General features: G+C 72.3%; 5 protein-coding genes and 1 pseudogene. 5 read left to right on the forward strand and 1 reads right to left on the reverse strand.

Annotated elements, in window-relative coordinates; all coding sequences use genetic code 11:
• The coding region (locus E4V01_RS26020) for a hypothetical protein (protein ID WP_210234776.1) at positions 1-202 on the forward strand (202 nt) is incomplete at its 5' end.
• Here E4V01_RS26020 and E4V01_RS24535 read toward each other — a convergent pair.
• Positions 177-1,253 carry a helix-turn-helix domain-containing protein gene (locus E4V01_RS24535; protein WP_135300183.1) on the reverse strand — a complete coding sequence of 359 codons (1,077 nt, stop codon included), beginning with the start codon at positions 1,251-1,253 and terminating at the stop codon, positions 177-179. The genes E4V01_RS26020 and E4V01_RS24535 overlap by 26 nt on opposite strands.
• 653 nt (positions 1,254-1,906) lie before the next feature.
• On the opposite strand from E4V01_RS24535, the gene E4V01_RS24540 reads away from it, so the two are divergent.
• From E4V01_RS24540 to E4V01_RS26430, 4 genes and pseudogenes are all read left to right on the forward strand, one after another.
• Positions 1,907-11,149, forward strand: coding sequence for an MBG domain-containing protein (locus E4V01_RS24540; RefSeq protein ID WP_135300184.1), 9,243 nt, complete (start codon positions 1,907-1,909; stop codon positions 11,147-11,149).
• A 25-nt stretch (positions 11,150-11,174) separates the two neighbouring features.
• Complete coding sequence (locus tag E4V01_RS24550; protein WP_245517696.1) at positions 11,175-11,900, forward strand: invasion associated locus B family protein; 726 nt, start codon at positions 11,175-11,177, stop codon at positions 11,898-11,900.
• 40 nt (positions 11,901-11,940) lie between these two features.
• Positions 11,941-13,155 carry a PHB depolymerase family esterase gene (locus tag E4V01_RS24555; protein ID WP_245517697.1) on the forward strand — a complete coding sequence of 405 codons (1,215 nt, stop codon included), beginning with the start codon at positions 11,941-11,943 and terminating at the stop codon, positions 13,153-13,155.
• A gap of 569 nt (positions 13,156-13,724) precedes the next feature.
• A pseudogene (locus E4V01_RS26430) lies at positions 13,725-13,874 on the forward strand (IS3 family transposase); the annotation flags it as partial.

Raw genomic sequence — 13,874 nt, forward strand, 5'->3', positions numbered from 1 at the left:
GGCGCAGACTTGGACGCTACCCTTCGACAGATCGACTGCCAGCATGCTGATCTTCGTCGTCGTCAATGACCCCTTCGATCGGTTCCGATTGAACCGTCCGGCATACGAGATGCCGTTCGGTGGGGGCATCCACCGCATCAGTGCACCGCCCTCGCACGCCGGCGCTCCGCAGCCCACTACACATCGTCGAACAGGCGGCTGATCTCCGCTGCCGCCGCCTCGTCCCGCGTCTCGGCCTCGATCCCCTCGCGCATGATCGTACGCGGCGACGCACCGTAGAATTCCTGCAGCGCGTTGCGCAGACTGCGCTCGGTCCCAAACCCGCTCGCGCGCGCCACCTCGGCCAGAGGGAGCGCCGCGGAATCCGCCTGCGTCAGCAACCGCACCGCCAGAGCCGCCCGCCGCCGCCGGATCACCGCCGCCACCCCGCCATCGGGAGCGAACACCCGGTACAGCATCGAGCGCGACAGCTCGAATTGCACGCACAGGCTCTCCACGCCGAAGTCCGGCCGTGCCGCCTCCCGGTCGATGAAGCGCCGCAGCTGTGCCAGGGGCGGCGGGGCGGCCGGGACCCGCTCGGATGCCTCGCCCGGCACCTTCCGCTCCGGCGCCACGAAGGCCGCCGTCACGCCGACCACGGCCCGCGCCAGGGCGAGGGCGGCACGGTCGGGAATGTTACCCACCCCGGCAGCCAGCGACGTCAGCAGCGGGCCCAGAACCTGTCCCGCCGGACTGCCGGCCGCGAACACGACGCCGTCGACCGCCGCCGCCTCACCCGCTGCCACCTGGAACACCGCCCGCGGCATGATCAGGCCGACGAGGCGCATGGGATCGACCCGCAAGTGCATGCCGCCCTTCAGGTCGACGATCAGGCAGTCCCCGGCGCGCACGTCGACCGGACGGCCGCTGACATGGCCGTGCATGCGCCCCGACACCATGCAATCGGCGATGATGTGGTCGTGCTTCCACAGCGCCCGGCTGCTCGTCCCGCGCACCAGCGTCGCGGGCGCCATCGAGAGATCGACCGCGAGGAAGGGCCCGATGGGATGGACGCCGACGCTGCCCTCGAACCCGTCGAGATCGCCGGGCGCGAGCGCGGTCTCCATCGAGACGGAGGTGGCCGCTTGCCACACCCGCGCCCGGACGGTGGGGTCGGGATGGCTGTGCCGGTCGACCCGCAGATGGACCGGTTCTGGGACGGTCGCGCTATCCTCCCCGTCTTTGCTGGGCTCCGTCTCCGCCTCGGGTTCCATGTCGTCTGCCGCTCCACTGCCGTGGCGAACCTAGCGGCCTCCGCATCCAAGCCGATGGAAAATTCGTCCAGGCCAGTCGAATCTTGAGACGCGGCTTCCGGCCAAGCTCAATGCAGTATTGTCCAGCGGGTCGGCGCCATGGTTCCTCTACAGAGATGCCCGCCGGTCCGAGACAACTTGCGATCTGAACTGACAAATCCGGCGCCGGGACGGCCGACGGCCCCTCTGCGGACGCGGCGCGGAACGGCGCAGGGAAGCCAAGCCCGTCCGGTCCTATCCGCGCGGGAGCGAGTGGAGAGGAGATGAGTGATGGTGCGTCTGGATGACGATGTGCGACGGGATCGCGCGTCCGAGCCACTCCGGTAAGCGGCCATCCCTGTGACCCCGAAGTCCCATCGCGCCTTTGCCGCCATCGCCCTGGCTGTGACCGCCTCGCAGATCACTCCGTCGTCGTTGAGTCTGCAGCTCCAACGCAGCCGCGGCCTCGCCATTTCAAGACGTCGCCCGGCTGCTCCGACAGGCGCCGAGCGCCCCTCCCTGCGTGCCGGACGCCTGTGCATCCGAAGCGGCGGGCCGGCGCTCAGCTCATTGCCGCGAACTTCGCCGCCCGCCTGACCTTCACCGTCGCCCTGCAGTTCTGACGGAACCCCGCGATGTCCCGCCCCGCCTCGCCCCGCATCCGCGCCTTCACCGGCGCGCTGCTCGCCTCGACCGCGCTGGTCGGGATCGGCCTCGTGCCGCTCTGCCCCGTGCCCGTCCGCGCCGAGCCGCTGCCGACCGGCGGGCAGGTGGTCTCCGGCGGGGTCACGATCGGCGCTCCCAACGGCAACGCTCTGGCGATCACGCAGTCGAGCCAGAGCGCCATCGTCAACTGGCAGGGCTTCTCCGTCGGCGGGGGTAATCGCGTCGATATCCACCAGCCGAACGCGAACGCGGCGATCCTGAACCGGGTGACGGGCGCCACGCCCTCGACCATCGCCGGGCAGCTCAACGCCAACGGGCAGGTCTACCTCGTCAACCCCAACGGCGTGACGATCACCCGTTCGGGCCAGGTCAATGCGGCGGGCTTCGTCGCCTCCTCGCTCGGCATCTCGGACGAGGACTTCAAGGCCGGACGGCGCCCGTTCCGCGGCTCGGGCGCCTCGGCGCCGGTGACGAACCACGGGGCGATCACGATCGGGCGCGGCGGCTACGCCGCGCTGATCGGCGGGCGGGTGACGAACACCGGCACGATCCAAGTGCCGATGGGCCGGGTCGGGCTCGGCGCGGGCGAGCGGGCGACGCTGGACCTCTCCGGCGACGGCTTTTTGCAAGTTGCGGTGCCGACGCAGGCCAAGGGCCGCGGCGCCCTGGTCGAGCACGCGGGCACGATCTCGGCGGATGGCGGGTCGGTCACCCTTACCGCGGCAGCGGCGCGGGACATGGCGCGTCAGGCGGTGAACCTGTCGGGTGTGGTCGAGGCGCGCGCGGTGGCGGGGCGCAACGGGCGCATCACCCTGTCGGGGGGCGAGGGTGCGGTGGCGCTGGCGCCGAATGCCCGGCTCGACGCCTCGGGCCTGGACGGGGCTGACGGTGGCCGGGTGCGGATCACCGGCGGGCGGCTCGACGTGGCGGGCCGCGTGGACGTGTCCGGCGCGAGGGGGGGCCGGGCGCGGCTGAAGGCGGGCGAGAGCCTCGCGCTGTCGGGGCGGGTTCTGGCGGAGGGCCGTACCGGCCAGGGCGGGCGGGTGACCGCCACCGCACCGACGATCGCGACGCACGCAGCGCTGATCGAGGCGTCGGGCGCGAGCGGCGGCGGCGTGGTGCGCGTGGGGGGCGGGCGGCTCGGGCAGGGTCCGCTGGCACGCGCCGAGCGCGTCACGGTCGATGCCGCGAGCACGATCCGGGCGGATGCCACGGTGCGGGGCGACGGCGGCGACGTGGTGGTGTGGTCGGATGTCGGCACGCGGTTCGCCGGTACGATCACCGCGCGGGGCGGCGCCTCGGGCGGCAACGGCGGGCAGGCGGAGGTGTCGAGCAAGGGCGTGCTGTCCTATGACGGCACGACGCTCCTGACGGCGGCGCGGGGCGCCTTCGGCACGCTGCTGCTCGACCCGCACGACATCACCATCGCGAACGCCCCGGACAGCGGCGTCTCGGGCTTCACCGCCACGGGCGAGCGCAGCGTGATCGACGCGGCGGGGCTGCTGACGGCGCTGACGACGGCCAACGTCGTGGTCTCGACGGGCCCGACGGGCAACGAATCCGGCACCATCACGGTGGCGGCGCCGCTGACGTGGAACACCGGGGCGAACCTGACGCTGCAGGCCGCCGGGGGGATCGCCCTGAACGCGCCGATCACCGCGCCGGCGGGCGGACTGATCCTGCAGGCGGGGGCGGGCAGCGCCGTCACGGCGACGGCCGACCTGTCGGTGGCGCGCTTCACCCTGGCCTCGGGCAACTGGACCCAGAACGCGGCCACGCTGCCCGGCTTCGCCACGGCGGACTTCCGCATCGCCGACGGGGCGAGCTTCCTGCGCGCGGCGGGCGGAGCGGGCACGAACGCCTCGCCCTACCGGCTGAGCGACATCTACGGCCTGCAGGGCATGGGCTCGTCGGCGGACTATCGCGCGGCCTCCTATCGCCTCGCCAGCGACATCGACGCCGCCGGCACCGCCACTTGGTGGGGTGGACAGGGCTTCGTGCCCGTCGGCACGGACGCGGCCCCGTTCACCGGCAGCCTGGACGGGGCGGGGCACACGGTCTCCGGATTGACCATCGCCCGGCCGAACCAGAGCTTTGTCGGGCTGATCGGCTATCTCGACACGGGCGGGAGCGTGAGCGGCCTCGGCCTCGTCGGCGGCAGCGTCACGGGCTCCGACAACGTGGGCGGCCTCGTCGGTAACAACTCCGGCACGGTGAGCCGGTCCTACGCCAGCGGCAGCGTCACGGGCTCCCTCGACGTGGGCGGCCTCGTCGGTAACAACACCGGCACGGTGAGCCAATCCTACGCCAGCGGCAGCGTCACGGGCTCCCTCGTCTCCTCCTACATGGGCGGCCTCGTCGGCTCCAACACCGGCACGGTGAGCCAGTCCTACGCCAGCGGCAGCGTCACGGGCTCCTCCATCGTGGGCGGCCTCGTCGGTAACAACACCGGCACGGTGAGCCAATCCTACGCCAGCGGCAGCGTCACGGGCTCCTCCCTCGTGGGCGGCCTCGTCGGCTCCAACACCGGCCCCCTGACGAGCACCTACTGGGATACGCAGACGACCGGGCGGGCGAACGGCGTCGGCGCCGGCTCGTCCACCGGCGCCACCGGCCTGACCACGGCGCAGGCGCGCTCCCAGGCCGGCTACATCAATCCGCTCGACACCACCCAAAGCTTCGACTTCGGCACCGTCTGGTACCAAGCCGGGGACCTGCGGCCGATCCTGCGCAGCGAGGCGGCGGCCCCGGTCGGGGGCGTGATCCCGGTCTCGAACCTGCACCAGTTGCAACTGATGGGCGCCAACCTCGCCGGGTCCTACCGCCTGACCCGCGATCTCGACGCCTCGGCCACGGCCGCCACGGACGCATCGACCGGCCCCTGGGGGGCGGGCGGCTTCGTGCCGGTGGGGACATCGAGCGCCCGGTTCACCGGTAGCCTGGACGGGGCGGGCCACACGATCACCGGGCTGACCATCGCCCGGCCGAGCCAGAACTATGTCGGGCTGATCGGCTTGCTCGGCGCGGGCGGCGGCGTGAGCGGCCTCGGGCTCGTCGGCGGCAGCGTCACGGGCTCCGAAATCGTGGGCGCTCTCGTCGGCACCAACCACGGCACGGTGAGCCAGTCCTACGCCAGCGGCCGCGTCACGGGCTCCAACTACGTGGGCGGCCTCGTCGGCAACAACGATGACGGCAGGGTGAGCCAGTCCTACGCCAGCGGCAGCGTCACGGGCTCCAACTCCGTGGGCGGCCTCGTCGGCTACAACTCCAGTACCGGCACGGTGAGCCAGTCCTACGCCAGCGGCAGTGTCACGGGCTCCTCCAACTACGTGGGCGGCCTCGTCGGCAACAACTCCTTCGGCGGCAGGGTGAGCCAGTCCTACGCCAGCGGCAGCGTCACGGGCTCCGGCTCCAGCTCCGTGGGCGGCCTCGTCGGCAAAAACGACGACACCCTAACGAACACCTACTGGGACAAGGACACCACCGGGCAGAGCCGCGGCGTCGGCGTCGGCTCGTCCGCCGGCACCACCGGGCTGACCACGGCGCAGGCGCGCTCCCAAACCGGCTACATCAATCTGCTCAACACCACCCAAAGGTTCGACTTCGGCACCGTCTGGTATCAGGCCGGGGACATGCGGCCGATCCTGCGCAGCGAGGCGGCGGCCCCGGTCGGCGGGGTGATCCCGGTCTCGAACCTGCACCAGTTGCAACTGATGGGCGCCAACCTCGCCGGGTCCTACCGCCTGACCCGCGACCTCGACGCCTCGGCCACGGCCGCCACGGACGCGTCGACCGGCCCCTGGGGGGCGGGCGGGTTCGTGCCCGTGGGGACCTCCAGCACCCCGTTCACCGGCAGCCTGGACGGGGCGGGGCACACGATCACCGGGCTCACCATCGCCCGGCCGGGCCAGAACTTTGTCGGGCTGATCGGCGATCTCGGCACGGGCGGCCGCGTGAGCGGCCTCGGGCTCGTCGGCGGCAGCGTCACGGGCTCCGGCTCCGTGGGCGGCCTCGTTGGCGGCAACGTCGGCACGGTGAGCCAGTCCTACACCAGCGGCAGCGTCACGGGCTCCTCCGGCGTGGGCGGCCTCGTCGGCACCAACAACGGCACGGTGAGCCAGTCCTACGCCAGCGGCAGCGTCTCGGGCTCCTCCGGCGTGGGCGGCCTCGTCGGCCACAACTCCAGCGGCACGGTGAGCCAGTCCTACGCCAGCGGCCGCGTCACGGGCTCCTCCAACTACGTGGGCGGCCTCGTCGGCACCAACAACGGCACGGTGAGCCAGTCCTACGCCAGCGGCAGCGCCACGGGCTCCTCCTCCGTGGGCGGCCTCGTCGGCTACAACTCCGGCGGCACGGTGAGCCAGTCCTACGCCAGCGGCAGCGCCACGGGCTCCTCCAGGGTGGGCGGCCTCGTCGGCAACAACGACGGCACGGTGAGCCAATCCTACGCCAGCGGCAGCGTCTCGGGCTCCTCCTCCGTGGGCGGCCTCGTCGGCCGAACCGTCGGCGCCTTGGAGAACACCTACTGGGACACGCAGGCCACCGGGCAGAGCCGCGGCGTCGGCGCCGGCTCGTCCGCCGGCGCCACCGGCCTGACCACGGCGCAGATGCAGGATCTCGCCAGCTTCCGAGCCAACTATGCCGGCTTCGACTTCGCCACCGTCTGGGCGCCGCCGAACCAGGTCGGCCAGGGGGGGCAGGGCATCGCCTTCTATCCGCAGCTCTACGGCCTCTCGAACGTCGTCGCCGTCACGCCCAGCAGCAGCCGCACCTATGGCAGCGGCAGCGCGCCGATCGCGTCCTATGCCGGCCTGCGCCCCGGCGACTTCGTGACGACGCTCGGCACTCTGAGCAGCGGCGCCAGCCGAACCTCCGACGTCGGCAACTACGCGGTGACCGCCTCCGGCACCGCCGTCACGAGCCCGGCGGGCAACGCCACCCGCATCCTCTACGTCCCCGGCACGCTGAGCATCACCCCGGCGACCATCACCGTGACGGGCGCCACCGGGGTGACCAAGACCTACGACGGCACCACCGCCCTGCCGGGCGGCAGCACCGGCTTCACCAGCGCCGGCGTCCTGTTCGGTGACGACGTCAGGGTGGCCGGCAACGCGGCCTACGACAGCGCCCGCGCCGGCACCCGCTCGGTGCTCGTCTCCGGCCTGTCGCTGAGCGGGGCCAAGGCGGGCAACTACGTGCTGTCCGCCGTCGCTGGCACGGGTACGATCGATCGGGCCAGCCTCGCCGTCTCCGGCGTGACCGCCCTCGACAAGACCTACGACGGCACCGCCGCCGCCACGCTCAGCGGCACCGCCACCGTCACCGCATTCTCCGGTGACGTGGTCGCGCTGGGCGGCACCGGCACCGGCAGCTTCGCCGACAAGAACGCCGCTACGAACAAACCGGTCACCGTCACCGGCTACACCCTCTCCGGCACCGATGCCGGCAACTACACCCTCGTCCAGCCCACTGGCCTCACCGCCGACATCGCCCGCGCGACGCTGACCTACACCGCCGATGCGGTCCGCCGCACCTACGGCGCGGCCAGCCCGGCGCTGACCGGGACGGTGACCGGCTTCGTCCCCGGCGAGAGCCTGGCCAGCGCCACCACCGGCACGCTCGCCTTCGGCACGACGGCCACCGCGTCGAGCAACGTCGACACCTACGCGATCACCGGCAGCGGGCTCAGCGCCGGCAACTACGTCTTGGTTCAGGCGGCGGGCAATGCCGCCGCACTCACCGTCGATCCCGCAGCGCTCAGCATCAGCGGCGCCAGGACCTACGACGCCACCACCGGGTTCACGGCGGATCAGATCACGGTTGCGGGCGGCGTCAACGGCGAGACCCTCACGCTCACCGCCGGCTCCGGCACCGCGGCCTCCGCCGATGCCGGCACTTACGCGGGATCGAGCCTGACCGGCCTGCGCCTCGCGGTCGCCGGCGGCAACGGCGCGACCGCCAACTACCGCCTGCCGGCCACCGCTACGCTCAGCATCGCCCCGGCTCCGGTGATCGTCACCGCCCGCTCCGGATCTTCGACCTACGGCGACACGCCGGCCGATCCCGGCCTGTCGGCCAGCGGCCTCGTCGGCGGCGAGGGGGTCGGCGTGCTCACCGGCCTGTCCAGCGGCTTCGGCCTCGATGCCGCCAGCGCGGCGGGCCGCTACACCCTTGCCGTCGCCGGCACCCTGACCAACCGCAATTACCGGATCGACCGGATCGAGCCCGGCACCTTCACCGTCGATCCGCGCGCCCTCACCGTCACCGCCGACGCGCAGACCCGCCGCTACGGTGATCCCAACCCGGCGCTGACCTACACCGTCGGCGGGCGCGGCCTCGTCAACGGCGACCGGCTCGCGGGTGCGCTCGCGACGGGCGCGGCGGTCACGTCCGGCGTCGGGGGCTATGCCGTCACGCAAGGGTCGCTGGCGGCCTCGGCCAACTACAGGCTGACCTATCAGGGCGCCGACCTCGCCGTCACCGCCCGGCCGGTGACGCTCTCCGGCACGCGCGTCTACGATGCGAACACCGGCATTGCGGGCGGGCTGCTGACGATCGCCAACCGCGTCGACGGGGACAGCGTGAGCGTCTCCGGCACCGGGACCCTCGCGGGCCGGAACGCCGGGACCCAGACCCTCGCCGACCTCTCCGGTCTGCGCCTGTCGAACCCGAACTACACCCTCGCCGGCGCGGGCGGCACGGTCACGGTCACGCAGGCCCTGCTCACGGCGCGTGGCGCTCAGGGCATCGACAAGACCTACGACGGCACCGCCGCCCTGCCCGCCGGACGCCGCCTCGTCGACCTTGCAGGCATCCTCGGCACCGATGCCGGCCGCATCGGCCTCGACAGCATCGCGGCCGGCTACGACAGCGGCGATGCGGGCCCCCGCACGATCACGGTGAGCGGCCTGCGGCTGACCGGCGCGGAAGCGGCCAACTACCGCCTCTCGGCCACCTCCGTCATCGCCGCCGGCACCATCGCCCCGGCCTCCATCACCGTCACGGCCCAAGGTGGACGCTCGGTCTACGGCGACACGCCGGCCGATCCGGGCCTGTCGGCCAGCGGCCTCGTCGGCGGACAGGACGCGAGCGTGCTCACCGGCCTGTCCAACAGCTTCGACCTCGACGCCGCCAGCGCGGCGGGCCGCTATACCCTCGCCGTCACCGGCTCGCTGACCAATCGCAACTACGTCGTCGCCGACCGCCGGAGCGGCACCTGGACGGTGACCCCACGCGCGCTCGTGGTCACGCCGGATGCGCTCACCCGCGCCTACGGTGAGGCCACCCCGGCGCGGGGCACGGCCGCCGGCGACGGCCTCGTCAACGGCGACCGCCTTGACGGCGTCGGGCTTCTGACGCCGGCCACCGCGGCCAGCGGCGTCGGACGCTACGCCCTCACCGGCACCGACGCGACCTTCGCGGCGGGCTCGGCCGGCAACTACGCCATCACCTACACCACGCGCGGTGACGGCCTCACCATCGTGCCACGCGCGGTGACGGTCACGGCACAGGGGCAGACCCGGGTCTACGGCGATGCCAACCCGACGCTGACCTACACCGTCGGCGGGCGTGGCCTCGCCGACGGCGAGGCCCTGAGCGGCAGCCTCGCCACCATCGCCACGGCCGGCAGCGGCGTCGGGGACTACGCCATCACGCAAGGGTCGCTGGCGGCCTCGGCCAACTACGCGCTGACCTACCAAGGCGCCGACCTCGCCGTCACGCCGCGCGCCGTGACGCTGTCGGGCACGCGGGTCTACGACGGCGGCACCGGTTTCGTCGGCGGCTTGCTCACCGCAGGCAACCTCGTCAACGGGGATGCGATAACCGTCGCCGGCACCGGCATCCTCGCGGCCAAGGACGCCGGCAGCCGGGCGCTTTCCGACCTCTCCGGCCTCGCTCTGTCGAACCCGAACTACACGCTCTCCGGTGCCGCGGGCACGGTCGCGATCATGCCGGCCACCCTGACCTACACCGCCGACGCCGCCCGCCGGACCTACGGCAGCGCCAATCCGGCGCTCACCGGCCGCGTCGCCGGCTTCCTCGGCGCCGACACGCCGGCCAACAGCACGACCGGCACCCTCGCCTTCACCACGCAAGCGGGCGCCGGCAGCAACGTCGGCAGCTACGCCGTCACCGGTTCCGGGCTGAGCGCCGGCAACTACCTCCTCGTCCAGGCCGCCGGCAACGCCACGGCTCTCACCGTCGCTCCGGCCCTGCTCACCGTCACCGGCACGAAGACCTACGACGCCACAACCGAGTTCCACGCCGGTCAACTCGCCGTCGCCGGGGGCGTCACCGGCGAGACCGTCACCCTCACCGCCGGGGCCGGCTCCCCCCTCTCTGCCGATGCCGCCATCTACACGGGATCGCGCCTCACCGGCCTGCGCCTGGCGGTCGCGGGCGGGAACGGGCTGGCCTCGAACTATGCCCTGCCCGCCACCGGCACGCTCACGATCACACCGGCCCTCGTCACCGTCGCGGCCGAGGGCGGCCGCTCGGTCTACGGCGACACGCCCATCGATCCGGGTCTGTCGGCCAGCGGCCTCGTCGGCGGACAGGACGCGAGCGTGCTCACCGGCCTGTCCAGCAGCTTCGATCTCGATGCCACCCGCGCCGCCGGGGCGTACCGCCTCACGGTGACGGGCCGGCTCACCAACGGCAACTACCGCGTCGGCGCCTCCGAAGCCGGCCGCTACACCATCGACCGGCGCCCGCTCACCATCACCGCCGACGGGCTCACCCGGGTCTACGGCGACGCCAACCCGATCCTGACCTACACCCTGGGCGGACGCGGCCTCGCCAACGGCGACCGCCTGACCGGTGTGCTGGCCACCGCGGCCGACGCGGACAGCGAGCCGGGCCTCTACCGCATCACCCGCGGCAGCCTCTCGGCCTCGGCCAATTACAGCCTCGGCTTCGTCGGCGCAGATCTTGCCGTGCTTGCGAGGCCGACACAGCCGCAGCCCGAGCCGCGGCCGATCGCCCTCGCCCCCTCCGGCTTGGCCAGCTCCGTCGAACGCGCCGCCCGCCTCGACGCTCGCCCGGTCGCCCCCGACCTGCCGCTCCTCCTCGGGGCCGGCCCGGACGGCGCCCTGCGCGTCTCCGACCCGCGCTTCGACGCCACCCTCGTCTGCACCAGGCAGCAGGGCGGCTGCTTCCTCACGCCGCTCATCGCGGCGCCTGCGCCGCAGGCCGGCCTGTCCGCCCGCTGAGCCCGAACCGGATCCCCCCGCACCGATGAAGCTGCTCCCGCTGTTCTCCCGCGCCGTCGTCCCCCTCGACCGCGAGGCCCACCGCACCCGGCATCTCGCCCAGCCCCAGCGCTTCGGCTTTGCCCGCGGCAGCCACCTTGTGCCGTCCGCCGACTCCCTCAGCTTGTGCCGTCCGGCCGCTGTCGCCGCCGTGCTGGCCGGAGGTGCGCTCTTCCTCGGCTCCGCCCTGGCGCAACCAACGAGCGGCAAGCCTCCCGCCGCCCCGGCCGCGCCGCCACCGGTCCCATCCGAACCGGGCGTGACCACCGCCAGCTACGGTGACTGGGTCCTTCGCTGCCAGCGCCTCGGCCCGCCCGAGAAGACCGTGCGCCTGTGCGAGGTGTCGCAAGGCATGCAGGTGCAGGGGCAGCCCGCGCCGATCGCCCAGGTCGCGATCGGGCGGGTGCCGGGCGAGACGGAACTGCGGGTGACGGCGCTGCTGCCGGTGGCGGTGAGCTTCCCCTCGACCGTCCGGGTCGGGGTCGACGAGCGGGACATCAAGGCGTCGATGCCGGACCTCGCGTGGCGGCGCTGCCTGCCCGGCGGCTGTCTGGCCGACGGGGCGGTGAAGGAGGAGGTCCTGAAGCGCTGGCGCGAGGCGGAGGCGCCGGGCCGGCTGCTGTTCAAGGATGCGGGTGGACAGGAGGTGGCGCTTCCGCTCTCCTTCCGCGGCCTCGGCCCCGCCCTCGACGCGCTCGGCAAGGAGCGCTGATCCGGCCGGAAAGGCCAGCCTACGCAGAGGGAGAAGCGGCATGAGCATGATCGGAGGGCGCCTCGCTCGGACGGTTGGCCTTGCGGCCCTCCTATGCGCCATTGCGACGGTCGCTGCGGCCGATGACGGTCGCGGCCTGCGGCGCGCGGGTGATCCGAACCGGGTCAGCCTCTCGGGCCTGTCATCGGGCGCCGCGATGGCCGTTCAATACGCCGTGGCCCATTCGGGTTCGGTCGAGGCGGTGGGCGCCGTCGCAGGACCGCAATGGGGCTGCGCCGATGGGAGCCTCTCACGGGCGGTCAATGCCTGCCTGTGCGGCCGCAGCGCGTTGACGCCCACGATCGATACGGCTCACCGCCTGGCTGCCGACGGTGCGATCGACAGCCTCGTGTCGGGTCGACCGCAGGCCTTGAGCCGGTCCTGGGTGTTCCAAAGCCCGGCCGACGAGACCGTTACGGTGGGGTCGGGTCGTGCGGATGCGGCTTTCCTCACCGCGTTCATCGGCGCTGCGGCAAGCCTCGACGAAGGCAACGCCGCGGATGGAAGCAGCCGCGCCGGGCACGGCATCATCACGCCCGATGGCGGCGCGGCCTGCGCCGCCGACGACCGGGAGGCGGACTTCGTCCGGCGCTGCGGCGCGGAGGACAACGTGGGCAAGATGTTCCATTCGCTGTTCGGTGCCGGTGCGCCCTACGACCCGAGCCAACGGGCCCCGCAGGTCCCCGAATCCGAGGTCTGGGCGTTCGATCAGCAGTCCCTCATCGACCGGGTGAAGGCCGGTAGTCCCGCCCTCGCGAACGACCATCTCAATCCGGTCTGGCTCTGGTCGCCGGACAAGAGCACCCGTCGGCGCAACTTCGACATGGCACCGACCGGCTCCATCTACGTCCCGCCGGCCTGCCGTGCGGCCGGCAGCGCCTGCCGGGTGCACGTCGCGCTCCACGGCTGCAAACAGGATGCCCGGCAGTTCGCGCTGAACGCCGGCTACAACGAGTGGGCGGAGCGCTACCGGACGATCATCGTCTATCCGGCGATCGCGCTTGGCACGCCGGTGTCCGCCGCCGTCTGTCGACTGCCCGCTCTCGATGGCGTCGTGGACGCCGCCTGGATCGAGCCGAATCCGAACGGCTGCTGGGATTGGTGGGGGTATCTCGACGCCGCCTCGGACAGGGGGCGCCATCTCACGAAGCAGGCGCCACAGATCCGGGTACTCACCGGCATCATCGCCGCGGTGAGCGCATCGGCCGCGGATTAGCGTCCGGCTCGCGACATGCTCAGCCGGTATGGCCGTGGCCTGGGCCGAAAGCGTTCGACATGTCGCACGGGCAGAAAGCGGGCGCGGAGCAGATCGTGCGGCAGGATCGAGAATAGACGCAAACACTGTTCGGCGGCTGCGCTACCGCAAATGCTTGGTGGTATGTTAGGCATCTCACGTGACTGATCCGCGCCCATCGAAGTGGTCCGCCCTGATGGAGTTGCCCCGGTTTGTGGTCCACGGCCTATGCAAGTTCTCGGACTGTGACAGCTTGGTTGGCGAAGGCTCGGGGCATTGACCTGACCGGCTGTCTTTGGACCGGGCTGATTGAGAGGATCAGCCAGGACCGAAGGAGTCGGACATGCGGCGAGGACAGAAGACGAGCGCGGAGCCGGTCGTGCTGAAGCTGCGCCAGATCGAGGTGTCATACCGCCCAGGGCAAGAGTTTGTCGCTGGCGTGCAAGGAGGCGGAGATCTCCGAGCAGAGCTCTGACCGCCGGCGCAAGGAGTACGGCGGCCTGCAGGTCGATCAAGCCAGGAAGATGAAGGTCCCGAGCCGATAGAGACCCCGCAGCCGCCTGTGGCTGAACGACGGCTCGGGCAAACGACTACGGCCGCTTCGCCGCAATCACGTCTGGAGCTTCGACTTCGTTCAGGCGCAAACCCATGACGGGCGAAGCCTGCGCATCCTGACGCGGATCGATGAGCACAGTCGGGCC

Source organism: Methylorubrum sp. Q1 (assembly GCF_004683995.1).
GTDB lineage: Bacteria > Pseudomonadota > Alphaproteobacteria > Rhizobiales > Beijerinckiaceae > Methylobacterium.